A 26,039-nucleotide genomic window follows, 5' to 3' on the forward strand; every position below is an offset into this window, starting at 1 on the left:
GTTTGTGCAGGCCTTGTTAACTCTCGGTCATGGAACTGCTAACGGAAGACGTGGTGCCGGAGCGTGCCCGCGACGTGAAACAGGAGGCCCGGGAGTTCGCGGCGGAGCACATCGAGCCGGTGGCGGCGGACTACTACGAATCCGGTGAGTACCCCTGGGAGGTGCTTGAGGCCGGGATGGACGCCGGACTGGTCGCCCAGGACATCGGCGAGGAGTACGGTGGCCGCGGACTCGACCTGGAGGAGATCCTCGCGATGGCCGAGGAGTTCTACCGGGCCGACGCCGGGATCGCACTGACCCTCCAGCTCGCGAGTTTCGGCGCGGAGATGCTCGAAGAGTACGGCGCGGACTGGCAGAAAGAGGAGTATCTGCGCCCCGTCGCCGAGAACGAGCAGTTGACTGGGCTGGCGGTGTCCGAACCCGAGACGGGGAGCGACCTCGCGGGCATGGAGACCACCGCGGAAAAAGACGGCGACGAGTGGGTCATCAACGGCGAAAAGTACTGGATCGGTAACGGCGTCGAGGCCGACTGGGTGACGCTGTACGCCCGGACGGACGACGACGAAAACGACCGTTACGGCAACTTCTCGCTCTTTATCGTCCCCACCGACACCGACGGCTACGACGCCGAACACATCCCCGAGAAGATGGGATTTCGCGCCTCCAAGCAGGCTCACATCCACCTGAACGACGTTCGGATCCCCGAGGACCACGTCATCGGAACCGAGGGGACGGGCTTCTATATGCTCGCGGACTTCTTCAACCACGGGCGCGTGGTGGTCGGCGGCCACGGTCTCGGCCTCGCCGCCGCGGCCATCGAGGAAGCCTACGACTTCACGCACGGGCGACAGGCGTTCGGCCGCGACGTGAGCGAGTTCCAGAAGGTCCAGCACATCCTCGCGGATATGCGCACGGAGTTCGAGGCCGCCCGCTCGCTCAACTGGCGGGCCGCCGAGAAGGTCGCCAACAACGACAACTCCGGATTCTGGGCGGCACAGGCGAAGGTGAAATCGACCGAGACGGCGACGATGTGTGCCGAACGCGGGATGCAACTCCACGGCGGCCGCTCGGTGCTGACCGAGAATCGCATCTCCCGGGTCTATCGGGACGTGCGTATCCCCGTCATCTACGAAGGGGCCAACGAGATTCAGCGCAACCTGATCTACGGCCAGTGGTGACTGCCCGCGACAGGTAGTCGAGGGGCGGCGCTACGGTTTCGACCGGAGATACCCGCCGCTTCCCAGCATGACGACGCCCGCGAGGACCGAGACGAACCGGAGCAGGTTCCCGGAGTCCGTCAACGGCGGCTGAGTGAGTCTGGGCTGGACGATGTTGTACCGCTCGCGCTCCTGTTCCCGTTGTGCCGACTGCTCGCTCGACCCGGCGCTGTCGCCCGTCGCGCCGGTCTCGCGCTGTGCGCCCTCGGGCGGACGGCGTTGAGGTCTCCGGTCGTCGACAGCCGGGAAGTCCGGGTCGTCTGGCCGCTCGATAGCGACGGTTCGCGGGCCGTACGGGCGTGTGGAGTCGTCGTCGCGCTGGGCATCGGGTTCCAGACGGTACTGGAAGTCCGACGCGCCCTCGCCGACCGGGACCCGATAGCTCCCGCCGTTCCGGAGCGCCTGTTCGTACAGTTCCTTCCCGCGATCCGAGAGGTTCTCGTAGGTGATTACGTCGATGTCTTCCTCTCGGAGGTCGCTCCGCTCGGCCGTGATCGTGCCGCCCACCTCGTGGGAGAGGACGGGCTGGACCGGGGCGAGGGCCGGGGCGATCAGCAGGACGGCTCCGACGACCAGCAACGCCGCCGAGATCCGCGAGCGGGCGATCACTGCAGATCACTCCGTTGGAACAGCAGGTAGCCGAGCGCGAGCGGGATCACCAGCCACGCCGCGAACACGACGAGCGAGACTTCGTCGGAGAGATACGCCGGCATCGACTCCCGGGCCTCCTCGCGGAACCGGAAGACGTTCCGTTCCATCGCCGTCGGGTAGACGAGGTTGGCCGCCTTCTGGTAGGCGATGTACGGGCTGGCGTAGTCGAAGGCGGCGTAGAGGTGCGGGTCCGGCTCGAGTCCGAGGATCACGTCGTGGACCAGCTGTACGACCTGCGAGAACCGGAAGGTCAGGTTGAGGATCACCAGCACGAAGTACGACCCGACGGTCGCGGCGATAGCCTGGCTGCGGGTCGCGGCTGCCGAGGAGCAAGCGACCGAGAGCGCGACGAACGTCCAGGCGTACAACAGCGTAACGGCCAGCACACCGACGGCGACGCCGGCGGGGAAGACCCCGTATCTCGCGACCGTCATGGCCGTTGCCGCGACGAACATGAACAGGACGATGGCGCTGACCACGCCCAGCCGGCTGAGGAGTTTCCCGACGAACACGTCCCGTCGCGTGTTCGGGAACGCGAGCAGGAACTTGATGCCGCCGCTGGCGCGTTCCCCGGTGATCGACATATAGCTGGCGATGATGGCGACGATTGGCACCAGCACGCCGATCAGGCCGACGAGCAGTCCGTACGCGTTCTGAGCTTCCCTGAGCGGTGGGGCCGCGCGGCCGACGTTCACGTACGCCATCATCGCCGCGACGAGCGCGAGACAGACCGTGACTCCCCACAGCGCCCCGGACCGGCGGACGCTCGTGAGATCCTTCGAGAAGATGCTCTCGACGCTCACTGTACCACCTCCTGAGTCGCCTCGCCCTCACGGCCGCCCTCGGTCAACTCGTTGAACAGCGTCTCCAGCGACACCGTCGTCGAGAGCACGTCGACCACGTCGGTACGCTCGGCGACGTAGGTGATCGCGTCGACCTTCACCGTCGGATCTGCACACGTGATCGACAGGGTGTGCCCGTCGACAGTCGCCTCCACGACGCCCTCGACCGATCCGACGCCGAGGTCGGTCGGCCGTGTCGCACACTCCAGTTCGAGGGTCGCGTGCCCGCCGACGCTGTCGCGCAGGCCGTCGATGCTGTCGACCGCGACCAGTTCGCCCTCGTTCATCACGCCGACCCGGTCGCTGACCGCTTCGACTTCGTTGAGGTGGTGGCTCGAGAAGAACACCGTCGTTCCCTCGGCGGCCACGTCGGCGACGGTTTCCCGCATCGTCCGGATACCGTTGGGGTCCAGTCCGGTCGAGGGCTCGTCGAGGATCAACAGGTCCGGGTCGTCGATCAGCGACATCGCGAACGCGAGTCGCTGTTGCATCCCCTTCGAGTAGTCGGCGGCCATCCGCTCGGCGTCGTCGGTCAGGCTCACCAGATCGAGCAGTGTCTCGGGATCGTCGTCGGCGTCTTTCGTCCGGATCGCCCACTCCAGATACTCGCGGCCGGTGAGCGGGTCGTCGAACCCGTAGCCTTCCGGGAGGACGCCGACGCGCTCGCGGATCTTCGCCGGGTGTTTCTGGGCGTCCATCCCGAACACCTCGACGCTCCCGCTGGTGGGCCGGATGTAATCGAGCAGGAGGTTGATCGTCGTCGATTTGCCCGCGCCGTTGGGGCCGAGAAAGCCGAACACTTCGCCCTCGTTCACCGTGAGATCGAGGTCGCGGACGGCGTCCACGTCCCCGAAGGATTTCGTCAACCCGTGTGTCTCGATGGTGGCCACGGTCAGGGCACCCCCGGTCGCGGCCGGTCGGGATCGTTCACCGTCGCTGTGCGTGGAGGGGCAGCACTGGACAGGGGACCGTCCATACCGGGCGTCGTGCACCCGAATTGATGGGTTTTCCGGTCGACACTCAGGCCGCCCGGCGGCGGGCGAGCAGTGGGGCTGGGTCTGCGCGTGTACGGTCTCGTGGCAGCAAACGGGTGAAAACGGACCCGCTATGCGTGGCTCGGGCTGACGGTCGAACTCCCAGACGGATTCCGCTCGACACAGCGGCCGAAACCGATCACTGTTCGAGGACGCCGTAGGTGGATTCGAGGTGGTCGATTATCCAGTCGACGGTGTCGGGGTCGTAGGTCCAGAAGCCGTAGAACTTCCGAGGTTCGCGCTCTTCGGCGAGCAGGGCGCACTTGTTCTCGTCGACGCCGTCGCCGTCGAACACCACGAACCACGACTTCTCGATCTCTTCGGCCCGCTCGATGTGGAGGGTGAACCCCTCGTGTTCGGGCGGGTCCTCGTCGGGGGCGGCGTAGGCGTGGACGTCCAGATTCTTCGAGCCGAGTCGTTCGTAGACGGGGAGTTCGCCGCGCAGTGTCGAGAGGTACTGGAAGCCGGCGTGGAGCGATCCCTCGCCGACGCGCCAGGCCCGGTCCTCGATCTCCCGGGAGGCCGCGACCATCTGGTCGATGCTCCACGAGGTGAACATGGTCTCGTCCATGTAATCGAGGATCGGCTGGTACGGACTCTCCCCCAGGCCCAGCGCTACGTCTGCGTCCTCGATCATCCGCTGGAGATCCGTGATACTCGTGGCCGTCAACACCTCACCGTCCTCGCTGAGGGTGACGAACTCGCCCGGCCTCCCGCTCGGCGTCGACTCCGGTCTGACCGTCACGTTTCGGTCCGCGAACCGCTCGCGAAACGCCGTGACAACGTCCTCGTCCGCGTTGAAAACCGTCAGCGTCTTCTCGTGTTCCTCGACACCCGCGATCAGTTCCGAAAGGGACATTCGCTTCGTCCGACCCACGTCCTCGGCGCGTAAATCGTTTGCGAGACACTGACGCACCACCGGACGGCTCGGAACTCGAACCAGTGGGCCGATCTCCGGATCGATCCCCTCCGGACTGTCGTTCGACCGCACGAGCCCAGTGCAACTGTCATGATTAATGTGTGGTAACGCGTCGCAAACCCTTTTGTCCCGGCGCGCCGTTTCCCCGCTATGGCGGCCGATTCGGCCACTGATTTATCATGACAGACCTAATGTGGCGCATCGCTGGTGGCTCCGGCGACGGGATCGATTCCACGAGCCAGAACTTCGCCAAGGCCCTGATGCGCGCGGGACTCGACGTATTCACGCACCGACACTACCCCTCACGGATCCGGGGCGGCCACACCTACGTGGAGGTACGGGCCGACGAAGACCCCGTCCGGTCCCGGGGCAACGGCTTCAACTTCCTGCTGGCGCTGGGCGACAGCTTCGCCCGCAACCCACAGGAAGGGACCGACACCGTCTACGGGAACGAGCAGATCAAGCCCCTCGCGGAGAACTTAGACGACCTCAACGAGGGCGGCGTGATCGTCTACGACGAGGGGTTACTCGACGAGGAGACCTTAGAACGTGCCGACCTCGACCTCGAAGCGAGGGCCGAGGAGAACGACTGGCACGTCTACCCCCTCGACCTGCGCGGCCTAGCCCGCGAACACGGGCGCGAGGTGATGCGAAACACCGCCGGCGTGGGCGCGACCGCCGCCTTGCTCGACATGGACCTCGACCACATCGAGGACCTGATGGAAGACGCCATGACCGGCGACGTGCTGGAGGCGAACCTCGACATCCTCGAACGCGCCTACGACTCGGTACGCGAGGAGTACGAGATCTCCCACGACCTCCGGGTCCCCACCGGCGACCACGACGAGCAGCAGGTGCTCATGTCCGGGAGCAACGCCGTCGCCTACGGCGCGATCGACGAGGGCTGCCGGTTCATCTCGGGCTACCCGATGACTCCCTGGACCGACGTGTTCACGATTCTCTCCCAGCATCTCCCCAAGTTCGGCGGCATCGCCGAACAGGTCGAAGACGAGATCGCCGCGGCGTCGCTGGCCGTGGGAGCCTCCCACGCCGGCGTCAAGGCCATGTCCGGGTCCTCCGGTGGCGGGTTCGCGCTGATGTCCGAACCGCTCGGGCTGGCGGAGATGACCGAGACGCCCATCGTGTTGATCGAGGCGATGCGGGCCGGCCCCTCGACGGGGATGCCGACCAAACCCGAACAGGCCGACCTCGAACACATCCTCTACACGAGTCAGGGCGACTCCTGTCGAGTCGTGTTCGCGCCCGCCAACGTCCGGGAGTGTTACGAGCAGACCCGCGCGGCCTTCCGGCTGGCCTACGAGTATCAGCTTCCGGCCATCGTGATCATCGATCAGAAACTCTCCGGGGAGATGCGCAACGTCGACGAGTCCTTCTTCGACCGGGAGCCAAACGCCGACCCGGGGAGCGTCCTCACCGAGGACGAGATCCGCGAGGCGGCCCACCACGAGTCGGGGAAGTTCAAACGCTACCAGCACGACGCCGAGAACGGGGCCAGTCCGCGCTCGATCCCCGGACAGAAGGACGGCCGCTTCCTCGCGTCGGGCAACGAGCACACGCCGGAGGGCCACATCAGCGAGAGTCCGACCAACCGGGTCGCCCAGATGGACCGCCGGATGTCGAAACTCGACTCCATCCGCGAGGAACTCGACGGCGGCGACGAGTCCCACCAGACCCACTACGGCCCTGACGACGCCGACTACGGCCTGCTGGTGTGGGGCAGTCAGCAGGACACCGTCTTCGAGGCCGTCGACCAGCTCAACGAGGCCGGCGGGTCCGTGAAGGCACTCGGCGTCAGCGACCTCATGCCCTACCCCGAAGACGAGGTCTCGGCCTTCCTCGAATCGGTCGAGTCCTGTCTCGTCGTCGAGATGAACGCCTCGGCGCAGTTCCGGGGGCTGACCCAGAAGGAACTCGGTCGGTTCGGACCGAAACTCAACAGCCTCCTGAAGTACAACGGCGAGCCCTTCGAGCCCTACGAGGTCGTCGAGGGGTTCGAGCGCATCGTCTCCCGGGACGCCGCGATCCCGGAGGGAACGAAGTTCGTCCCCGCGGCAGGTGACTAATCATGAGTGTATTCAGTGCGATCGGCGAGGAACGGGAGATCGACCGCGACGAGTTCACACCCGGCATCGAACCGCAGGCCACGTGGTGTCCGGGCTGTGGCGACTTCGGCGTCCTGAAGGCGCTGAAACAGGCCATGCCCGAGGTGGGCCGGACGCCCGACGAGACCCTTCTCGTGACGGGCATCGGCTGTTCGGGCAAGCTCTCCTCCTATTTCGAGAGCTACGGCTTCCACAGCATCCACGGGCGCTCCCTGCCGGTGGCCCGGGCCGCCAAGCTGGCCAACCCCGGTCTCGAAGTCATCGCGGCCGGTGGCGACGGCGACGGCTACGGCATCGGCGGCAACCACTTCATGCACACTGCCCGGGAGAACCACGACATCACCTACATCGTGTTCAACAACGAGATCTTCGGGCTGACGAAGGGCCAGACTTCCCCGACCAGTCCGAAAGGGCACAAGTCAAAGACCCAGCCACACGGCAGCGCCAAGGACCCCGTGCGACCCATGTCGCTGTCGCTGGCGTCGGGGTCGTCCTACATCGCCCGCACGGCGGCGGTCAACCCGAACCAGGCAAAGGAGATCCTGATCGAGGCCATCGAACACGACGGGTTCGCCCACGTCGACTTCCTCACGCAGTGTCCCACCTGGAACAAGGACGCAAAGCAGTACGTCCCCTACACCGACGTGCAGGACTCCGATGAGTTCGACTTCGACGTGACCGACCGGCGCGAGGCCGCCGACGCGATGTACGACGCCGAGTCCCGCCTCTACGAGGGTGAGGTCCTCACTGGCCGGTTCTACGTCGACGAGGAACGGCCGTCCTACACCGAGGAGAAACAGGCCACCGACGAGATGCCTGAAGCCCCCCTCGCGGAGCGGTATCTCGACGAGGACAGCGAGTGGGAGCGCTCGGCCGACCTGCTCCACCACCACCGCTGAAATTCCGACGGCTTTCGGTTCGTGAGGCGAAATTTTCGGCCCCTTCGACCCGTTTTCGGGTTCGGAAGATATTTTTTCTCGGACGCAAAACCTACCAGTATGGCTGCCGAGTCCACGGAGGAGCGCATCCTGTCCGTCCTCGAAGAGGACGCACAGGCCTCCTACGCAGAGATTGCCGAGCGGGCCGACGTGTCCAAGCCTACGGTGCGCAAATACATCCAGCAACTCGAAGACGAGGGTGTGATCGTGGGCTATTCAGCGGACGTGGACCCGAAGAAACTCGCCTCCAAGTCCATCGCCCTGGTGGGGATCGACGTGGAGAGCGAACGCTACGTCGAGGTGACCCGGGAACTCAAAGAGATCGACGCCATCGACTCCCTCTACACGTCCAGTGGCGACCACACGCTGATGGCGGAGGTCCACGCTCCAGACGGTGACGCGCTGGGGGACGTGATCAACGAGGAAATCGTCGCCCGCGACGGCGTCGCCGCCGCTCACCCCTCCTTCCTCCAGGAACGGCTGAAGTAACCCGGCTCCGTGGACGCGGTGCGTACTGTTTATACCCGCTCGCCCGCCATTGCGAGACATGGATACCCGGCTGGTCGTGGGGTGTGGATCGGTCGGTTACGACCTCGTCTCGGCGCTCGCAGACAGGCCGGGCGAGGTGTCGGTTCTCGAAGCGAGCGAGCGGCGCGTCGAGCGCCTGCGCGAGGACGGCGTCGCCGCGACCCACGTGGAGTCCCTCGACGCCGCGACGCTTGCCGAACACGCCGACGGCGTCGACACGGTCGTCGTCGCGGGTGACGATCCCCGGGAGAACTACCGTCGGGCGACTGTCGCCAGCGAGGCCGTCCCCGACGCGATGCTCTTTGCCTTCGCGGGCCTCGAACCCGACGAAGCGATCCTCTCGGAGTTGCGCTCGCTGACGGACACGCTAGTCGAACCGGGAGCTGTGACTGCCGACTTCCTGAGTCGCCGGATCGGTGACGAGGGGCTCCAGACCCGGAAGCTCCGCCAGGCGTTCTGGGAGGTCGAGGAACCGCTGGCCATCGTCGCTCACGACAATCCCGACCCGGACGCCATCGCGAGCGCGGTTGCACTCCAGCGGCTGGCAGCGGTGCTGGGCGTCGAGGCCGAAGTGTGTTACTACGGGCAGATCTCCCATCAGGAAAACCGTGCCTTCGTCAACCTCCTCGAGTTCGACCTCACCCGACTGGAGGACGACGCTGATCTCTCGCAATTCGGCGGGTTCGCGCTGGTCGATCACTCTCGCCCGGGTGTCAACGACCAGTTGCCCGAGGACACACCCGTCGACATCGTCATCGACCACCACCCGCCCCGGGCTCCGGTGGACGCCCGCTTCGTCGACCTCCGGAGCAACGTCGGCGCGACCAGCACCCTGCTGGTGCAGTACCTCGACCAGTTCGGTATCACCCTCGAGGAGGACGTGGCGACCGGCCTCCTGTTCGGTATCCGGATCGACACGAACGACTTCACGCGCGAGGTCTCGACGGCGGATTTCGAGGCGGCCGCGACGGTCGTCCGGACCGCGGACATGGGCGCGCTCGACCGGATCGAATCACCGTCGATCAGCGGCGGCACCTTCGAGACCATCGCGCGAGCCATCGGCAACCGCGACCGCCGCGGGCCGGTCCTGACCAGTTGCGTCGGCGAGTTGAACGACCGGGACGCGCTGGCCCAGGCCGCCGACCGCCTGCTGAATCTCGAGGGCGTGCAGGCGACCGTCGTCTACGGCATCATCGACGGCGTGATCTACGTCTCCGGCCGCGCCCGCGGGACCGATCTCGACCTGGGCGAGACGTTACGCTCTGCGTTCGACCAGATCGGGAGCGCCGGGGGCCACGCCGACATGGCCGGCGCACAGATCCCCGTCACCGACACCGCGCTGGACCCGGCCAGCGACGGCGACGCGCTCGATCGAAACGACGACGGCGAGGACGCCGCGGCGGCAGTCGAGACCACAGACGCCGACGGGAGCCCTGACGAGACCGCTGTCGCGAACGGGGAAGACGAGAGCGTCGACGGAGCCGAACTCGTCGATGATCTGGAGAAGTTCGTGGCCGAGCGGTTCTTCGAGGCGCTCCGGGAGCGGCCGCCGGGCGAGCGGACGGGGCTGATGCTCGGGGAGCCGTTCGCCGACGAGGGCTCGCACTGGTGATCGTGGGGCCACACGCCGAAGGGGTTTTCCCGGCGCGGGGAGATGTCACGGACGATGGATTCCGAGGACGAGAAGCCACGCGTCAAAGATTACATGACCCGAGACGTGGCGACCGTCTCGCCGGACGACACGGTCGAGACCGTCGCCCGTCGGATCGCCGACAGCGACGACACCCACAGCGGGTTCCCGGTCTGTGACGGCCGTCACGTCGAGGGGTTCGTCAGCGCCCGCGACCTCCTGCTCGCCGAGGACCACGAACCCATCTTCAAGGTCATGACACAGGATCTGCTGGTCGCGCATCCGGACATGAAGCTCAACGACGCCGGCCGCGTCATCCTCCGGTCGGGCATCCAGCGGCTCCCCGTCGTCGACGACGCCGGCAACCTCGTCGGGATCATCTCCAACGCCGACGTGATCCGCAGTCAGATCGAACGCGCCACGCCCGGCAAGGTGGACAAACTCCAGCGCACCCTCGAAACCATCCACGGCATCGAGGCCCGCGAGGACCGCCGCGAGGTCTCCCTGGAGAAACTCACGCCCACCCAGAGCCGGGTCTACGCCGACGAACTGGAGGGCCGGCGCTACGAACTGGAGCGGGGGCTGGCCGAGCCTCTCGTCGTCATCGACAACGACGGGGAGTTCCTGCTGGCCGACGGTCACCACCGCGTCAAGGCCGCCGATAGCCTCGGAATCGACGAGATGGATGCCTACGTCATCGTCATCGACCAGCGGGTCGAACTCGGGATGGCCGAGACTGCACGGAAGGAGAATCTCGACTCCATCGACGACATCGAGGAAGTCGAGTACGCCCACCATCCGCTCGTGGAGACGACCAAGCGCCTGCAAGAAGACGAGGCCTGACGGGGCGTGTCGCCCCGTGGTTCTTTCATCGTTCGCCCGCTCTGTGGGCGCGTACCATGGTAACCTACGAGCGTGACGGCCCGGTCGCGGTCGTCTCCATCGACCGCCCGGACGCGAAACACGCCATCGACGGCGAGACGGCGCGGGAACTCCGGGCCGCCTGGGAACGGTTCGACGACGACGAGGACGCCGCCGTCGGCGTCCTGACCGGCGACGAGGAGACCTTCTCGGCCGGTGCGGATCTGGAGCAGATGGACCTCGAAGACGGCCCCGAGGGATGGCTCGGCTTCACCCGGACCACGGTCGACAAGCCGACCATCGCGGCCGTCGAGGGCCACTGTGTCGCTGGCGGGCTGGAGATGGCGCTGTGGTGCGACCTGCGCGTCGCGGGCGAGGGCGCGACCTTCGGCTGTTTCGAGCGTCGGTTCGGCGTGCCGCTGGTCGACGGCGGCACCCAGCGGCTCCCCCGGGTCGTCGGACAGGGCCGAGCGCTGGAGATGATCCTCACGGGACGGCCGGTCGACGCCCCGGAGGCCCGCGAGTGGGGGCTGGTCAACCGCGTCGTCGAGGACGGGACGGCGCTGGACGCGGCCCGAGAGATGGCCGAGACGATCGCCGAGTTCCCCCAGCAGACCGTCCGGACGGATCGAGCAGCGGTGTACGACGGCGCGGGTCTCCCGCTGGAGGAGGGCCTGAAAGTCGAGGCCTGGCACGGGAGTCGATCGCTGTCGACAGCCCACGAGGGCGCGGAGCGCTTCGCCAGCGGCGAAGGCCGACACGGCGAGGGGATCGACGAGTCGGACGACGGCGCTGGCGGGACCTGAGACGGGAGCTGCCGTCCCGTCGACATCTCCGTTTGCGAACTATTATGCGTCGGCCGGAACTACACGCCGGGCGTGTTCAGCCCTCCATCCACACGCACAGCGGTCGGATCGACAGTCGTATTGCTCGCGCTCTGTCTCGTCGCCGTCGGCCCGGCGGCAGGCACAGCGTCGGCGGACGCACAGACGGCGACGCCCGAGATCAATCGCACGCTGGACGGGACGGCGGTCTTCAGTGCGGCGCGGACGGCCGACGGCGGGCTCGTCCTGGGCGGCACGACTGACTACCGTCACGGGAACGCGACCCTGACGAAACTCGCGGCGGACGGGTCGACCGCGTGGACGCGCCGGTACGAGACGGACAACCGGAGCAGCGTCGTCGCGGTCGAGCCGGGGCCGGACGGCTCGCTCTACCTGTTGCAGCTCTCGGTCGGCGACTCGGCGACGCCGACGCCTGGAAGTTACGCGCTCTCGCTGATCCGGGCGTCGCCCGACGGGAACCTGTCCTGGCGGCAGTCCCTCGACGGAGCGCGGACCGTCGGCGCGACCAGTGGGCTGGCGGTGACCGAGACCGGCCCCGCACTCGTCGGGGCGGCACCCGACGAGGACGGACTGGAACTGACACAGTACGGGACCGACGGGAGCCTGGTCTGGAACCGGACCTACGACGTGCGGGCCGCGCCGCGGACCCTGACTGCCACCGACGACGGGTTCCTGATGGCCGGAACGGTCGGTTTCTCGGATCCCTGGGTCATGCGGACCGACGCGTCCGGGGCGGTCACGACGAACCGGACCTTCGAGGGCCTCGATCCCGAGACCGTCGCCGGCGTGGTGCCGACCGACGACGGATTCGTCGTGGCCGGGACCTACCGCGCGGACTTCGGCGAGGCGAACCCGTGGGCGGCGTCGGTCGGTGCGGACGGCGTGCCGCGCTGGAGTCGCGTCTACGCGACGAGCGAGTCGGACTCGGTACAGGACGTGTTTCCGACCGAGGACGGGGTCGCGCTCGTCGCCAGTGACGCCTTCGACGAGTCGTCGGCGACCACGTTCGTCGGCGTCGGTGCCGACGGGAGCCAGCAGTTCACCGAGACGGTCCGGGGCGTCGAGCGGCCCACCGTCGTCCCCGGTGACGACCGGCGCGTCACCCTCGTCGGCTGGAACGGCTCCCCCGTGCCCGACGGGACGGTCGCCAGCGTCGTCCGCGACGTGACGTGGCCGGCCGCGACCGACGGGACCGGTCTCGACCCCGACGCGCAGGCCGCCTCCGATGAATCGTACTACCGCGGGCAGGACCTCCGCTTCGCGGTGCCACAGCGTCTCGGTGACAGCTTCGAACTCGTCGCGGTCCCCGGCGAGTACGACGAGTTCGAGCCCCACGTCGTCCGACGCGTCGAGCGCCGTCCGAACCAGCCCATGGCCGTCGAGTCGGCGACGCTCGACGCCGGCCGGTACTACCTGCGGACGGCCGACGGCGACCCGGTCGCCCTCTACGACGACGCGGCCTACCGGACCGACGACCCAACGGACGCGACCTTCGAGGTCGAGGAACAGTCCCTCGACGTTCGGGCGTGGTCGCCGCCGTGGGACGTGCGGGAGACACGGGACGGCGAACCCGGCCCGTATCCCGTGGCCCGGGGCAGCGACGAGGCGACCTACGTCGACCGGGCGGCGGGTGAGTCAGACATCACGTTCGTCGTCGACTCGGATCGCTCCGACTACGGACTGTCGGTGAGCGCCGATCGGTTCCGGGGCGAGCAGGCCGACGCCGCGACGCTCCGCGCGATGTTCGCGGACAACGACGCGTTCCAGGGGATCGAGACGGTCCACGGAACGCCCACCGCCCGGTTCTCGGTCGACGCCGAGGCGAACGTCACCGTCGCGGTCGACGGCGTCGACGCCGGGCTGTACGACCTCCGGTTCCGGGCCACCGACACGGCCGATGGTGGTGCCACGGCGGAGACGCGAATCGTGGTCGGAAACGCGTCACCGCGGCCGATCACCGTGTCGCTGAACCGGAGTTCGCTCGAACTGCCCGTCGACGGTCGCGCGGCCGCGAACGTTACGGTCGACGGGCTCTCGGCAGGCGTTGGTGCGATGTCGATGAGCGCGTACCGGACGGACCAGCCGGCGGTCACCCTCTCGATGGAGACGATGGTCAACGCCACGTCCGCCAGCGCGGGCGCGGGTCGCTCGACGGACCACGCCGACGCGTCCGCCCAGGCGTTCGACGCGAACACGTCGACCGGCACCGTCACCGTCGGGACGCTCGGCGTCACCGCCGACGCGCGCACCGTCGACCCCGAGGGCCCCTCGACGAACACCGTCCGGTACCGGATCGACTGGATCGTCGACGAGAACGGTCGGCCCTACACCGTCCCGGGTGGACGGAACGTGACGGTCGCGATCACGAACGTGTCCGCGGCGACCGACGAGGACCGGGACGTGGATGCACCGCGGCGGCACCCGTAGGGCCAGTCCGACCCCGCCACTCCGACAGAACCGTTAAGCGCGCCCCGTGTGTAATTGACTGCCATGTACGACGAGGACGACCTCGCGGCCATCCGAGCAGACCGCGAGGCGTGGGAGCGTGAGACGCTCGACTCCGTACTCGACCGACACGGCGAGCGACGAGATCGATTCGCGACCGTCTCCAACCACGAGGTCGACCGGCTGTACACCCCCGAAGATGTGGCCGATCTGGACTACGGCGATGATCTCGGCTTCCCCGGCGAAGCACCGTACACGCGCGGGGTATACCCGACGATGTACCGGGGCCGGACCTGGACCATGCGGCAGTTCGCCGGCTTCGGCACGGCCGAAGAGACCAACGAGCGCTTCCACTACCTGATCGACGAGGGTCAGACCGGCCTCTCGGTGGCCTTCGATATGCCGAGCCTGATGGGCCTGGACAGCGACGACCGGATGAGCCAGGGCGAGGTCGGCCGTGAGGGCGTCGCCGTCGACACGCTCCGGGACATGGAGATCCTCTTCGAAGGGATCGACCTCGGCGAGGTCTCGACTTCCTTCACGATCAATCCGAGCGCGCCGGTGATCTACGCGATGTACCTGGCGCTGGCCGACCGGCAGGGCGTCCCCCGCGAGGAGATCCGGGGCACTCTCCAGAACGATATGCTCAAGGAGTTCATCGCCCAGAAGGAGTGGGTGGTGCCCCCGGCGGCCTCGCTGGACGTGGTGACGGACGTGATCGAGTTCGCCGTCGACCAGACCCCGAAGTTCAAGCCCGTCTCCGTGTCGGGCTATCACATCCGCGAGGCCGGCTCGACCGCTGTGCAGGAACTGGCCTTCACCCTCGCGGACGGCTTCGCCTACGTCGAGGACTGCCTGGACCGCGGGCTCGACATCGACGCCTTCGGGCCCCAGCTGTCCTTTTTCTTCAACTCCCACAACTCCATCTTCGAGGAGGTGGCGAAGTTCCGGGCGGGCCGGCGCATCTACGCCCGGCTGATGGACGAGTGGTACGACGCCGAGAGCGACGCCGCCAAACAGATGAAGTTCCACACCCAGACGGCGGGGCAGTCCCTGACCGCACAGCAACCGCTCAACAACATCGTCCGCGTGACGATCCAGGCGCTCGCGGGTGTGCTGGGCGGGACCCAGAGCCTCCACACCAACAGCTTCGACGAGGCGCTGGCCCTGCCCAGCGAGGAGGCGGTCCGGGTCGCACTGCGGACCCAGCAGATCATCGCCGAGGAGTCCGGCGCGGCCGACATCGTGGACCCGATGGGCGGGAGCTATGCCGTCGAGGCCCTGACCGACGAGGTCGAGGCCGAGACGATGGCGTATCTCGAAGAGATCCGTGAGATGGGCGACGGGTCGGTCCGGGACGGCGTACTGAAAGGGATCGAGGACGGCTACTTCCACCGCGAGATCCAGGACGCGGCCTACGAGTACCAGGAGCGGGTCGACGAGGGCGAGGAGGTCGTCGTGGGGGTCAACGAGTACACCATCGACGAGGACACGTCGCCGGACCTGTTGCGGGTCGACGAGACGACGGGCGAGCGCCAGCGTGAGCGCCTGGGCGCGGTGAAAGCCGAGCGCGACGACGGCGCGGTCGACGACGCCCTGACCGACGTGCGCGCGGCCATCGAGAACGACGAGAACGTCATGCCCGCCATCGTCGACGCCGTGAAGGCCTACGCGACGATGGGCGAGATCATGGGCGTCTTCGAGGACCACTACGGCTCCTATCAGGAGACCGTCGGACTGGCCTGAGTGTGTCTCGGGCCGAACTGTCCCGTACTTTGATGCTGGTTCCGTTCCTCGGGGAGAGCATGACTGACCGAACGACGCGCTCTATCCTGTCTGCAGGTGGCCCTCGTCACGCCAGCACTCGGGTTGCAGCCCAGGGATGACGGCGCGACTCACGACGCGGATCGTCGCCGACGCCGATCCCGTCCGCAGTGACGTTCTTCGGGTCCTCGAAACCGTCTACGACCATGTGGCTGTCCCCGACGACGGGACGACGCCGGACTGTGTGGTCGCCGTCGCGCCGCTCCCGGACTCCGAGTGGGACGCGCTCGGTGACAGGGATGGCGTGCCGCTCGTCGTGCTCACGACGCCGTCCGACGCGCCGAGCGTTCGCCCTCGGGCGTCCGAAGTCGACGCCACCGACCTGGTGGTCGCCGACGAAGACCGCTACACGGCGCTGGCCAATCGTGTGCGTGGCGTCGTTCAGGGACGGCGAACCTGCGACGACTCGCCGGCTCCCGACGTGCCCGCCGACGGTCGGTACCTCCGTGACCTCTACGACGTGGCGACCGACGAGACGCTCCCCTTCGAGGAGAAGGCCGACCGCATCCTCGGCATCGGCCTCGACAGGCTGGGCGTCGAGAACGCGCACCTCTCGACCATCGACCGCGACCCGGAACGGTACGAGGTGGTCGCGAGCGTCGGCCAGTTACCGATCGAACCCAGCGAATTGATGGACCTCCCGACGACGTTCTGCCGGCGAACCATCGAGTCCGAGGACGTGCTGGCGTTCAACCACGCCGCCGAGCAGGGCTGGGCTGACGACCCGGCCTACGAGGAACACGACATCGAGTGTTATCTCGGGGCCCGCATCACGGTCGGCGGATCGCTGTACGGCACGGTCTGTTTCATGGATCGGTCGCCACACGGCCCCTTCAGCGAGGCCGAGCAGGCGTTCGTCAGCCTCGTCGCCCGCTGGCTCAGCCACGAACTCGAACGGACGCGCCGGGGGGCGGCCCTGGACGCGCTCCACGACGGCACCGCCGATCTGATGCGGGCGACGACGGTCGAGTCGGTCTGTGACACGGCCGCCGGGGTCGCCGTGGCCACCCTCGACGCGCCACGGACGCGTGTCTGGCTCGTGGACGACGGTCCCGGGACGACACTCCGGGCGGCCGCGAGCCACGGCTGTCCGACCGACCCCGACCCGCTCGACCGGGCCGACGGCGAGGGGGAGCGCCTCTGGGAAGCCCTGGACGGCGGCGAACTGTGCCAGTACCACGACGCCGACGGGCTGGACGGGACCGGATTCACCGGAACCTCCCGGAGCCTGCTGGTCGTACCGCTCGGTACCGAGGGCGTGCTGGTCGCCGGGTCGGGGACGACCGCGGCCTTCGACGAGATCCACCGGTCGATGGCCGGGATGCTCGGATCCAACGTCGTGGCTGCCCTCGAACGGACCGAGTGGATCGACCGGCTCCGGACCGCGCGCGAGCGGTTCAGGCGGATGTTCGAGTCGGCCAGCGACGGCCTGCTCCTGGTCGAGCCCGACGCCGACGCCATCGTCGACTGCAACGACCGAGTGTGTGAACTGCTGGGCTACGACCGGTCGAACCTGCGGACGATCGCGCTCTCGACGATCTGTCGGGACGACCTCGAGGAGTTCCGGCGACTCGTGGCGACCGCACTCGACGCCGGCCGTGCGCGAGCCGACGACCTCCTCCTCCGGCACCGCGACGGCGGCCGCATCCCGGTCGAGGTGTCGGCCGCCCAACTCGAACTCGACGGGCAAGATCACGTCCTCGCGAGCATCCGCGACGTGCGCGACCGGAACCACCGCGAACAGGCCCTGAGCGTCTTCAACCGCGTCCTCCGGCACAACATCCGCAACGACATGAACGTCATCATCGGCCGGGCCTCCATGCTCGAAGACGCGCTGGCGTCGGGCGACCAGCAGGCCCACCTCGCGCGCATCCTCGAGACGGCCCGGAACCTGACCGAACTGGGTGAGAAAGCCCGGACGTTCGGGCAACTCGACGACCGCGACCCCGACGCCGACAGCGTCGAGATCGGCCCGCTGATCGACCGGGTCCGCGACTCGTTGACCACCGAGTACCCCGACGCGAGGCTCGTCGTGCGGGGTGACGCCGACGCCGTAGCCGCCGTCGAACCGACGCTCGACGTGGCCGTCCGGGAGTTGCTGGAGAACGCGATCAAGCACGCGACCACCGACGCGCCGACCGTCGAGGTCGACATCGACAGCGACGGGGACGCGGTGACGATCCGGATCGCCGACGAAGGGCCCGGCCTCCCCGAACAGGACCGAGCCGTGCTGGCGGGCGGCTCCGAGACGCCGCTGGATCACGGCAGCGGGCTCGGGCTGTGGCTGGCCAACTGGGTCGTCACCGCCGCCGGGGGCTCGATCTCGGTCCCCGAGGCCGGCCCGGACGGGTCGGTCGTGGTGATGTCGCTCCCCGTCGGTCCAGGCGCGACTGCCGACCGCTGAGAGTCGAACGGTCGTTCCCAGGAGGCGGGACCGTCGAAAACTACTATTAGGTTTTCCCCCGTTTTGCGAGCCGCGATGGAAAAACCACTGCTGGTCACGGACTTTCTGGACCGGGCACGACGCCACTACGGTGACGAGGAAGCCGTCGTCGCGACGACCGGGGAGCGGTACAGTTACGACGAACTGGGCGCACGCGCCGACGGGTTCTCGGCGTTTCTGCAGGATCGCGGTATCGAGAAGGGCGACCGCGTGGCGGTACTGGACCCGAACACTCACTACCACCTCGAAGCCGCCTACGGGAGTATGCAGGTGGGTGCGGTCCACACCCCGCTGAACTACCGGCTGGTTCCCGAGGACTTCGAGTACATCCTGCGCGACGCGGAGGTCGACGTGATCTACGCCGACCACGAGTACGCCGACCGGATCGAGGCCGTCCGGGACGACGTGCCGACCGAGACGTTCGTCACGAACGACCCCGAGGCCGTCGACGGCGACTGGGAGTCGTTCGACGACGTGATCGACGCCGCCGGCACCGACTACGACCGGCCCGAGATGGACGAGGACGACGACATCACGATCAACTACACGTCGGGGACGACCGGCGACCCCAAGGGCGTCGTCCGGACCCACCGGACCGAGACGCTCCACGCCTACCTCATCTCGGTCCATCAGGAGATCCGGGACGACGACGTGTACCTCTGGACGCTGCCGATGTTCCACGTCAACGGCTGGGGCCACATCTACGCCGTCACCGGCATGGGTGCGACCCACGTCTGTACCCGCGGGGTCGACGCCGGGTGGATCTTCGAGACCGTCGCCGAGGAAGACGTGTCCTACCTCTGTGGTGCGCCGACGGTGCTGAATATGCTCTCCGATCACTACGAGAGCGAGGACGGCGACGTGGCCACTACGGGCGCGAACGACGTGCGAATCGCCACCGCCGGGAGCGCGCCGCCGGAGGCGACCATCCGCACAGTGGAAGACGAGTTCGGCTGGCACCTGAAACACGTCTACGGCGCGACCGAGACCGGCCCGCTCATCACCACGTCCGACGCTCGTCGGCTGTACGACGACAGCGACGCCCGCTTCAAGGTCAAGAAGCGACAGGGTCTTGGCTATCTCGGGACCGACGTGCGCGTCGTCGACGAGAACGGCGAGGAAGTCGCCTGGGACGACGAGACAATCGGCGAGGTGGTCGTCCGGGGCAACCAGGTGATGGATCGGTACTGGAACAAGCCCGACGCCACCGAGGAGGCCTTCACCGACCGCATCGAGGGCTACTATCACACCGGCGACCTCGGCGTGGTCGACGACAACGGGATGATCTCGATCCAGGACCGCAAGAAAGACATCATCATCTCGGGCGGGGAGAACATCTCCAGCATCGAACTCGAGGACACGCTCTACGAACACGACGCGGTGAGTCAGGTCGCGGTCATCCCCGCGCCCAGCGAGGAGTGGGGCGAGACGCCCAAGGCCTTCGTCGTCCCGGCCAACGACGACCCCGAGAACCCGCCGGTCTCGACGGACGAACTCAAGGAGTTCTGTGAGTCACGGCTGGCCGGCTACAAGGTCGTCCGCCGGTTCGAGTTCGTCGAGGAACTCCCGACGACGGCGACGGGGAAGATACAGAAATACGAGTTGCGCGAGCAGGAGTGGGACGACGAGGACAGCATGGTCGGGCAGGGCTAGAGCGTCAGTCGCTGCTCGCGTACCGATCCGAGACGTAGATCACCAGCCCGAGCATGATGCCCAGGCCGATAGCGACCGTCAGCATCCCGTACAGGGCGGTTCCAAACGCGTTCGGTGGCAACTGGATGAACCCGAGCAGTTCCGGATCCAGGTCCTCGGGCCGGGCGTTCCCGAGTATGAATCCCATCACGCCGGCGATGGCGACGATGACGACGTAGATGAACAGCACGACGCGATTGCCCGGACGATCGGTCGGGGAACGGGTAACCGTGTCTGTCATTGACCGAACTTGGAGACGAAGGTAATTAGCCGTTTCACTTCCTACGTAGTAGTAATGTCCGAAAAAGACCTGCTCTTTCTCGTCCTGGCCGGGATCGCGCTGCTGATGTTCGTGACGGGGTTCGTGCTGGTCGTCAGCTGAGCCGGTGGGTCGCTGCGAGCAACCCGAAAATGTAGAAGATCGACGCTGTTACTCGACGACGACAGCGCCGTGCATACCGTTCGCGCTGTGGGGGTTACAGTAGTAAGTGTAGTTCCCCGTCTCCTCGAAGGTGTGTGAGAAGGTCGAACCGGCGCTGGACTGGAGTTCGCTCTCGAAGGCGTCGTCGTTCGAGATGACGTTGTGTGAACCGCCGTTGCCCGTCCAGACCCAGACCACTTCGGTTCCGGGGGAGACGACGACTGCGGCGGGATCGAATCCGTAGCCGAGGTCGCCGACACCGACGCTGACCTCGATGGAATCCTGGCCGGTCATGTCGACTGCACTGCCATCGTAGCCGTTCGCATCGTTCTCGTTCAGGTAGGTGTCGACCTCGCTGGGGGCGCTGACGGTCTCGTCACCGCCGCCACTGCCGGTCGGGGTGTCGTCCCCGCCACCGTCACCGTTGTTCCCACCGCCGCCGCTACAGCCCGCGAGCGCGCCTGCCACTGTCATCGCTCCGATACCACGCACGAACGTACGTCTCTCCATGTCTCTGGTCACCTCGGTAGAGACTCAGGGATGAACACGGGTAAAGAGAAGGATCCGTTCCCAGGGTGTGAAAACGTACAGTGGCTGTTTGTGAACGTGTTCCCTTCGATCACGTATGTCGCCGAGACTGCAGACAGACGCCCGCAGTATCGTGGGTCGTGACCGGTCGCCGACGGCGGAGGTGACCCGATGATCTCGGTCAGCAAACTCCTCTGTGATCTGGACGCGGAGGGGGACGGCCTGCGCTACGACGCCGCCGACGAGTCCGACCGCGAGCAGATCCGCGAGGAGAAACAGCGCCGCCCGGTCGTCGTCTGGAACACCACGAAACAGTGCAACCTCTACTGTGACCACTGCTACGCCGCCGCCGACACCGAGTGTGCCCCTGGCGAACTCTCGACGGCCGAGGGGAAACGCCTGCTCGACGACCTGGCCGACTACGGCGTGCCCGTCGTGCTCTTCTCGGGCGGCGAACCGCTCGTCCGCGAGGACCTCGAAGAACTCGTCGCCTACGCCGCCGACAACGGCATCCGTCCGGTCCTCTCGACCAACGGGACGCTCATCACCGAGGAGCGTGCCCGCGATCTGAAGGCGGCCGGTCTCAAGTACGCCGGCGTCTCCGTCGACGGGCTCCCCGAGCGAAACGACGCGTTCCGCGGGCAGGACGGGGCCTTCGACGCCGCGCTCCGGGGCATCGAGGCCTGCCAGTCGGCCGGCCTCAAGACCGGCCTCCGGTACACCATCACGAAACACAACGCCGACGACCTCGAAGACGTGGTCGAGTTGCTCCACGACGCCGGCCTCGACCGGTTCTGTTTCTACCATCTGGACTACGGGGGCCGCGGCGACGAGATTCAGGACGTGGACCTCACGCCCGCCGAGCGGCGCGAGGCCGTCCGGACCGTCTGTGACATGACCCGCGAGTACCACGCCCGCGGCGAGGAGATCGAGACGCTGCTCGTGGGCAACTACGCCGACGCCGGCTACCTCGTCGAGTACGCCCGCGAGCACCTGAGCGAGGCCGCGGCCGAGCGGATCTACCGGTACCTGCAGGTCAACGGCGGCGACCCGACCGGCGAGCGCGTCGCCGACGTGGACTACCAGGGCAACGTCCACCTCACCCAGTTCTGGCAGAACTACTCGCTGGGCAACGTCCGCGATCGGCCGTTCGGCGCGATCTGGGACGACGAGTCGAACCAGTTCCTGCAGAAACTGCGCAACCGCGAGGACCACCTCAAGGGCAAGTGTGCCGACTGTGCCTACCAGTCGGTCTGTCGGGGCGGCTCCCGCCTACGCGCGCTGTCGGTCCACGACGACCCCTTCGCCCCCGACCCGCAGTGTTACCTCCACGACGACGAGATCGAGGGGCAGAATCCGGTCTTCGACACTGGCCCCGAACCGGCGGACTGAGTCTCAGTCGACGTTGCTGTCTCGGTTCCCGTCCAGTTCCCGGAGGAGGTGCAGTGCCAGTTCCTTGTCCAGCGGGTCGTTGGCGTTCCCGCAGTGGGGTGACTGGACGCAGGCCGGACAGCCCGCGGTGCAGTCACACGAGGCGACCATCCGTCGGGTCGTCGTCACCAGCGACCCGATGTCGGCGTAGGCGCGTTCGGTCAGACCCACGCCGCCGGGATAGCCGTCGTAGACGAAAATCGTCGACTGGTCGGTGTGGGGGTGCAGGGGCGTGGACAGGCCGCCCACGTCCCGACGGTCACAGAGCAACTCCGCGGGCATCATCGCGATCGTGGCGTGTTCGGCGGCGTGGATGCCGCCGCCGAACGCCTCGTCGGTGTCTGCGGTCTCGCTCCGTTCGTCCGCCCGCTCGCGCATCGCCCGCTCGACCGGGGCGGGGACGGTGAAATAGAAGGCTCGCGTCTCCAGGGTCGTCTCCGGCAGGTCGAGCCCGAACCGCCCGAGCGGTTCGCCGCTGGAGCCGTCCCGACGTTCGTAGCCCGTGATCTGTTTGCGCATCGTCACGTCGGCCAGCCGCAGGGTGCTGTCGGACCGCCCCGGCATCGTCGTCTCCGCGTGGTCTTCCTCGACGGTGATCGTCTTGTCGTGGAGCACCTGCGTGTAGTAGTCGGCGTGGGTCTGGGAGAGGTTCGCGACGCCCAGATCGAGGTCGAGATCGACCACCTCGTAGGTCCGGCCCTGGTGGTGGTAGATCGCGCCGGGGTGGGCGTCCCGCAGGGCGTCGCCGAAGGGGAGTTCCGCGATCGTGTCGCCGCTGGCGCGGTCCCGGAGCTGGACCTGCCGGTCGTCGACGGTTCGGAGGTTCATCTCGTGCTGGGGGCTCCCCTCGCCGTCGTAGAGCCATCGGATGCCGGCGTCGGTCTCCCGCCGGTCGAGGTCGCCCGCCTCGGTCAACTCGGCCACCACGTCCGGGAAGCCCTCGCCGAAGTGGCGGTCGTCGGTCGGCGTCAGCCACGTCTCTCGGGCGGCCGAGCAGACGTGTCCGGGCATGAGCTTGCGGTTCCCGGGGTTCGAGATGGCTCGCTCCGGATCAGCATCGAAGAACTCGGTCGGATTCCGCATGAAGTACTGGTCCAGCTGGTCCTCGCCGCCGACCAGCACCACGAGGCTCGGATCGGTCCCGCGGCCGGCCCGGCCGGCCTGCTGGAAGGCCTGCATCCGGGTGCCGGGGTAGCCGTCGAGCACGACGGCGTCCAGCCCGCCGATGTCCACCCCGAGCTCCAGCGCGTTCGTACTCCAGACGCCACGGATCTCGCCGGACTGGAGTCCGTCCTCGACCGACCGGCGGCGCTCGCCCGTCAGCGCCGCCTGATACGCCGTCACGCTCTCGGCGGCGTCGCGGTCGCCCCGCCGGCGCAACTCGTCGGCGCTCTCGGTCGCGTAGCGCTCGGCGGTCTGCCGGGAGCGGGTGAAGACGACGGTCTGAAACCCGCGGCTCACGAGGTCGACGAACAGCCGCTTGGCCTCGGTGTGACTCGACTTCCGGCGGCCGCTCCCCCAGCCGCTCTCCTCGTACTCCGGCGGGTTCCAGAACAGCCAGTGGGTCGGTCCCGTCGCGCTCTCGTCGTCGGTGAGTGCGGAAAAGGAGGACTCGGGTCGGCCCGTCACGGTCGCGGCGTGTTCGATCGGGTTGCCGATGGTCGCCGAACAGCAGACGTACTGTGGATCGGCGTCGAACCGCTCGCAAACCCGATTGAGGCGACGCATGACGAGCCCGACCTGACTGCCGAACACGCCGCGGTACTCGTGGACCTCGTCGATCACGACGGTCTCCAGCCGCCGGAAGAACCACTCCCAGAGCCGGTGGCTGTGGGGCAGGATACCGTAGTGAAGCATATCCGGCGTCGTCAGCAAGACGGTGGGCTGGCGGTCTCTGATGGCCTCTTTCTCGGATCTGGACTGGCGGCCGGTGTACTGGGCGACGGTGACGCGACTGCCGAAGCCGAGGCCGTGCGCGAGGTCCTGGAGGGCGTCGGTCTGGTCCTCGATGAGCGCGACCTGTGGGGCGATATAGAGGGTACAGCCGGTGTGATCGAGCGCGCGCTCGAAGGCAGGGACGGTGTAGGCCAGACTCTTGCCGCTGGCGGTGTCGGTCGCCAGCACTACGTCGTCGCCGGTACGGACGCGCTCGACGGCGGTGGCCTGGTGACCGTACAGCCGCTCGATTCCCTGTTTGTCCAGGGCAGTGGCCAGCCGATCCGGGAGGTCGAGCTCCGCGAAGGTGGCCTCGTGGCCGGAGACCGTCTCCTGGTGGGTGATCTGCCCGTCGTAGTATGGGCGGTCGCGGAGCCACCTGATCGTCTCGTCCACGCCCCGGGTTACGGGGCGACGGTGCTAACCCTTTCGTCGCCGGCGAGACCCGTCCGGGACCGCGGGTCGGCCCTCAGGAGTCGATCCGCTTGAGCTCGCCGTCGCCGGAGTTACCGCCGCCGCCGAGTTTGTCGCTGTTCCTCGAGAGGTGGAGCGCGAACAGGATCGGCGAGATGACACCCAGCACGAGGGCGACGCCCATCGCCAGCAGGCCGTCGGTCAAGACGAGTTTGCCCCCTCCGTGGTCGCCGCCCTCACCGCCCGCGCCGCCAGCGCCGAGCTCCACGTCGCCGACGACCACGACGCCCTGCATGACGCCGACGTGGGGCTCACAGAGGTACTTGACGACGCCTTCCTCCTCGAAGGTCTGCTCGTAGGTCGCTCCCATCTCGTCGGTCGGGTCGCCACTACTGAATTCGCGATTCTCGCCGACGACGTTGTGTCGGCCGCCCTGCCACTCCCAGGTGATCGTCGTCCCGGGGTCGACCCGGACCGCCGGCGGATCGAACACGAGTTCGTTGTCACCGCCGACCCCGATGGTGATCGAGTCTTGACCGGTCTCGTCGACGACTTCGCCGTCGTAGTTGGACGTGTCCGACAGCCAGCCGTCGAACGTCGGTCCGCCGGACTCCGTCCCTTCCTGTGCCGTCGCCGTCCCGGCCGCACCGGCCGCGACGCCTGCGGTCGCCGCGCCCGCCGCCGTCCGGAGAAAGCCGCGACGACTGGCCGTCGACCCGTCGGATTCGCTCGAACGTTCGGTATGCATACCCGTCGGTTTTTCACCATCCTGTATAAGCCCGACTAAACGTGACAGGGGTTGGGAACTCGTTTCATACTCCGTCGCCGGACGGTCCGGGCGGTGTCAGCGGACGATCGTGACGGGGCAGTGCGCCCGTCTGAGGACCGTCTCGGCGACGCTGCCCAGCAATATCCGGGACACGCCCGAGCGGCCGTGGCTCCCCATCACGATGTGATCGACCGGTTCGGTGTCGGCGAACTCGACGATGCTGCGGGCCGGTTGCCCCATCGTCGTCTCCGTCTCCAGGGTGACGCCGTACTCGTCGGCGGTCGCCTGGGCGTCCTCGAACAGTTGTTCGGCGTTTTCCTCCTCGCTCTCGTACCAGTCCTCCCAGTAGCCCGGGAGCGACGCCTCCATCGGCGCGCCGTAGCCGGCTTCGACGAAATCGAGAACGTGCAAGACGGTGATCGTCGCCTCGTCGGCGTACTCTTCGAGGGCGAACTCCACGGCCCGCTCGGACAGCGGCGACGCATCGAGCGGGACCAACACATGATCGGTCATACCCCACTCTTGGTACTCGCCCGGATTAGTATCCGT

The 26,039-nt window shown here is 67.5% G+C and carries 21 protein-coding genes; 12 read left to right on the forward strand and 9 right to left on the reverse strand.

Translation table 11 applies throughout. The features are described 5' to 3' along the window. The first annotated feature begins 29 nt into the window (after positions 1–29). Positions 30–1,178, forward strand: a complete 1,149-nt coding sequence (locus BMX17_RS08940; protein WP_092659145.1) for an acyl-CoA dehydrogenase family protein — start codon at positions 30–32, stop codon at positions 1,176–1,178. A gap of 30 nt (positions 1,179–1,208) precedes the next feature. Here BMX17_RS08940 and BMX17_RS08945 read toward each other — a convergent pair whose 3' ends face one another. The 4 genes from BMX17_RS08945 to BMX17_RS08960 all read right to left on the reverse strand — a co-directional run bounded on the left by BMX17_RS08945 (position 1,209) and on the right by BMX17_RS08960 (position 4,603). Continuing rightward, positions 1,209–1,826: a hypothetical protein gene (locus tag BMX17_RS08945; protein WP_092659147.1), complete on the reverse strand. Its 618-nt coding sequence runs from the start codon at positions 1,824–1,826 to the stop codon at positions 1,209–1,211. Continuing rightward, complete coding sequence (locus BMX17_RS08950) at positions 1,823–2,671, reverse strand: ABC transporter permease (protein ID WP_092659149.1); 849 nt, start codon at positions 2,669–2,671, stop codon at positions 1,823–1,825. Before BMX17_RS08950 ends, BMX17_RS08945 begins: the two co-directional genes overlap by 4 nt. After that, on the reverse strand, positions 2,668–3,600 hold the full coding sequence (locus BMX17_RS08955; protein WP_092659151.1) for an ABC transporter ATP-binding protein: 933 nt from the start codon (positions 3,598–3,600) through the stop codon (positions 2,668–2,670). Before BMX17_RS08955 ends, BMX17_RS08950 begins: the two co-directional genes overlap by 4 nt. Before the next feature lie 283 nt (positions 3,601–3,883). After that, positions 3,884–4,603: a DICT sensory domain-containing protein gene (locus tag BMX17_RS08960; protein ID WP_092659290.1), complete on the reverse strand. Its 720-nt coding sequence runs from the start codon at positions 4,601–4,603 to the stop codon at positions 3,884–3,886. 239 nt (positions 4,604–4,842) lie between these two features. On the opposite strand from BMX17_RS08960, the gene BMX17_RS08965 reads away from it, so the two are divergent. The 10 genes from BMX17_RS08965 (at position 4,843) to BMX17_RS09010 (ending at position 19,953) form a co-directional block, all read left to right on the forward strand. After that, positions 4,843–6,747: a 2-oxoacid:acceptor oxidoreductase subunit alpha gene (locus BMX17_RS08965; RefSeq protein WP_092659153.1), complete on the forward strand. Its 1,905-nt coding sequence runs from the start codon at positions 4,843–4,845 to the stop codon at positions 6,745–6,747. A 2-nt stretch (positions 6,748–6,749) separates the two neighbouring features. Then, complete coding sequence (locus tag BMX17_RS08970) at positions 6,750–7,685, forward strand: thiamine pyrophosphate-dependent enzyme (RefSeq protein ID WP_092659155.1); 936 nt, start codon at positions 6,750–6,752, stop codon at positions 7,683–7,685. Positions 7,686–7,784: 99 nt separating this feature from the next. Beyond that, positions 7,785–8,213, forward strand: a complete 429-nt coding sequence (gene lrpA1, locus BMX17_RS08975; RefSeq protein WP_092659157.1) for an HTH-type transcriptional regulator LrpA1 — start codon at positions 7,785–7,787, stop codon at positions 8,211–8,213. Between the two features lie 58 nt (positions 8,214–8,271). Beyond that, positions 8,272–9,864 carry a DHH family phosphoesterase gene (locus tag BMX17_RS08980; RefSeq protein WP_092659159.1) on the forward strand — a complete coding sequence of 531 codons (1,593 nt, stop codon included), beginning with the start codon at positions 8,272–8,274 and terminating at the stop codon, positions 9,862–9,864. A gap of 54 nt (positions 9,865–9,918) precedes the next feature. Then, positions 9,919–10,725, forward strand: coding sequence for a CBS pair associated ParBc domain-containing protein (locus BMX17_RS08985; RefSeq protein ID WP_092659161.1), 807 nt, complete (start codon positions 9,919–9,921; stop codon positions 10,723–10,725). 56 nt (positions 10,726–10,781) lie between these two features. Further along, on the forward strand, positions 10,782–11,549 hold the full coding sequence (locus tag BMX17_RS08990; RefSeq protein ID WP_092659163.1) for a crotonase/enoyl-CoA hydratase family protein: 768 nt from the start codon (positions 10,782–10,784) through the stop codon (positions 11,547–11,549). Positions 11,550–11,621: 72 nt separating this feature from the next. Further along, on the forward strand, positions 11,622–14,015 hold the full coding sequence (locus BMX17_RS08995) for a hypothetical protein (protein ID WP_139203454.1): 2,394 nt from the start codon (positions 11,622–11,624) through the stop codon (positions 14,013–14,015). Positions 14,016–14,078: 63 nt separating this feature from the next. Beyond that, on the forward strand, positions 14,079–15,779 hold the full coding sequence (locus BMX17_RS09000) for an acyl-CoA mutase large subunit family protein (RefSeq protein ID WP_092659167.1): 1,701 nt from the start codon (positions 14,079–14,081) through the stop codon (positions 15,777–15,779). A gap of 136 nt (positions 15,780–15,915) precedes the next feature. Continuing rightward, positions 15,916–18,261: an ATP-binding protein gene (locus BMX17_RS09005; RefSeq protein ID WP_092659169.1), complete on the forward strand. Its 2,346-nt coding sequence runs from the start codon at positions 15,916–15,918 to the stop codon at positions 18,259–18,261. A 75-nt stretch (positions 18,262–18,336) separates the two neighbouring features. Then, positions 18,337–19,953, forward strand: a complete 1,617-nt coding sequence (locus BMX17_RS09010; protein ID WP_092659171.1) for a long-chain-fatty-acid--CoA ligase — start codon at positions 18,337–18,339, stop codon at positions 19,951–19,953. A 4-nt stretch (positions 19,954–19,957) separates the two neighbouring features. On the opposite strand, the gene BMX17_RS09015 is transcribed toward BMX17_RS09010, so the two are convergent. Together BMX17_RS09015 and BMX17_RS09020 are read right to left on the reverse strand one after the other, a co-directional pair. Beyond that, positions 19,958–20,233, reverse strand: a complete 276-nt coding sequence (locus BMX17_RS09015; RefSeq protein ID WP_092659173.1) for a DUF7520 family protein — start codon at positions 20,231–20,233, stop codon at positions 19,958–19,960. A gap of 189 nt (positions 20,234–20,422) precedes the next feature. Next, on the reverse strand, positions 20,423–20,887 hold the full coding sequence (locus tag BMX17_RS09020) for a halocyanin domain-containing protein (RefSeq protein WP_244514964.1): 465 nt from the start codon (positions 20,885–20,887) through the stop codon (positions 20,423–20,425). Between the two features lie 225 nt (positions 20,888–21,112). On the opposite strand from BMX17_RS09020, the gene BMX17_RS09025 reads away from it, so the two are divergent. After that, the gene (locus BMX17_RS09025; RefSeq protein WP_092659177.1) at positions 21,113–22,333 is read left to right on the forward strand and encodes a TIGR04347 family pseudo-SAM/SPASM protein; all 1,221 of its coding nucleotides are present in this window, start codon (positions 21,113–21,115) and stop codon (positions 22,331–22,333) included. A gap of 3 nt (positions 22,334–22,336) precedes the next feature. On the opposite strand, the gene BMX17_RS09030 is transcribed toward BMX17_RS09025, so the two are convergent. From BMX17_RS09030 to BMX17_RS09040, 3 genes are all read right to left on the reverse strand, one after another. Then, a complete protein-coding gene (locus BMX17_RS09030) occupies positions 22,337–24,703 on the reverse strand; it encodes a DEAD/DEAH box helicase (RefSeq protein WP_092659179.1) in 2,367 nt (788 codons plus the stop codon). Positions 24,704–24,776: 73 nt separating this feature from the next. Continuing rightward, positions 24,777–25,469, reverse strand: a complete 693-nt coding sequence (locus BMX17_RS09035) for a halocyanin domain-containing protein (RefSeq protein WP_092659181.1) — start codon at positions 25,467–25,469, stop codon at positions 24,777–24,779. 96 nt (positions 25,470–25,565) lie between these two features. Further along, positions 25,566–26,003, reverse strand: a complete 438-nt coding sequence (locus BMX17_RS09040) for a universal stress protein (RefSeq protein ID WP_092659183.1) — start codon at positions 26,001–26,003, stop codon at positions 25,566–25,568. Positions 26,004–26,039: the final 36 nt, after the last annotated feature.

This window comes from Halorientalis persicus (assembly GCF_900110215.1).
GTDB lineage: Archaea > Halobacteriota > Halobacteria > Halobacteriales > Haloarculaceae > Halorientalis > Halorientalis persica.

What these genes read in the sequence shown, in the direction of transcription:
- BMX17_RS08940 (WP_092659145.1), top strand. Translation starts at nt 30, where the DNA reads ATGGAACTGCTAACGGAAGACGTGGTGCCGGAGCGTGCCCGCGACGTG.
- BMX17_RS08960 (WP_092659290.1), bottom strand. Translation starts at nt 4,603, where the DNA reads ATGTCCCTTTCGGAACTGATCGCGGGTGTCGAGGAACACGAGAAGACG.
- BMX17_RS08965 (WP_092659153.1), top strand. Translation starts at nt 4,843, where the DNA reads ATGACAGACCTAATGTGGCGCATCGCTGGTGGCTCCGGCGACGGGATC.
- BMX17_RS08970 (WP_092659155.1), top strand. Translation starts at nt 6,750, where the DNA reads ATGAGTGTATTCAGTGCGATCGGCGAGGAACGGGAGATCGACCGCGAC.
- lrpA1 (WP_092659157.1), top strand. Translation starts at nt 7,785, where the DNA reads ATGGCTGCCGAGTCCACGGAGGAGCGCATCCTGTCCGTCCTCGAAGAG.
- BMX17_RS08980 (WP_092659159.1), top strand. Translation starts at nt 8,272, where the DNA reads ATGGATACCCGGCTGGTCGTGGGGTGTGGATCGGTCGGTTACGACCTC.
- BMX17_RS08985 (WP_092659161.1), top strand. Translation starts at nt 9,919, where the DNA reads ATGGATTCCGAGGACGAGAAGCCACGCGTCAAAGATTACATGACCCGA.
- BMX17_RS08990 (WP_092659163.1), top strand. Translation starts at nt 10,782, where the DNA reads ATGGTAACCTACGAGCGTGACGGCCCGGTCGCGGTCGTCTCCATCGAC.
- BMX17_RS09000 (WP_092659167.1), top strand. Translation starts at nt 14,079, where the DNA reads ATGTACGACGAGGACGACCTCGCGGCCATCCGAGCAGACCGCGAGGCG.
- BMX17_RS09005 (WP_092659169.1), top strand. Translation starts at nt 15,916, where the DNA reads ATGACGGCGCGACTCACGACGCGGATCGTCGCCGACGCCGATCCCGTC.
- BMX17_RS09010 (WP_092659171.1), top strand. Translation starts at nt 18,337, where the DNA reads ATGGAAAAACCACTGCTGGTCACGGACTTTCTGGACCGGGCACGACGC.
- BMX17_RS09015 (WP_092659173.1), bottom strand. Translation starts at nt 20,233, where the DNA reads ATGACAGACACGGTTACCCGTTCCCCGACCGATCGTCCGGGCAATCGC.
- BMX17_RS09020 (WP_244514964.1), bottom strand. Translation starts at nt 20,887, where the DNA reads ATGACAGTGGCAGGCGCGCTCGCGGGCTGTAGCGGCGGCGGTGGGAAC.
- BMX17_RS09025 (WP_092659177.1), top strand. Translation starts at nt 21,113, where the DNA reads ATGATCTCGGTCAGCAAACTCCTCTGTGATCTGGACGCGGAGGGGGAC.
- BMX17_RS09035 (WP_092659181.1), bottom strand. Translation starts at nt 25,469, where the DNA reads ATGCATACCGAACGTTCGAGCGAATCCGACGGGTCGACGGCCAGTCGT.
- BMX17_RS09040 (WP_092659183.1), bottom strand. Translation starts at nt 26,003, where the DNA reads ATGACCGATCATGTGTTGGTCCCGCTCGATGCGTCGCCGCTGTCCGAG.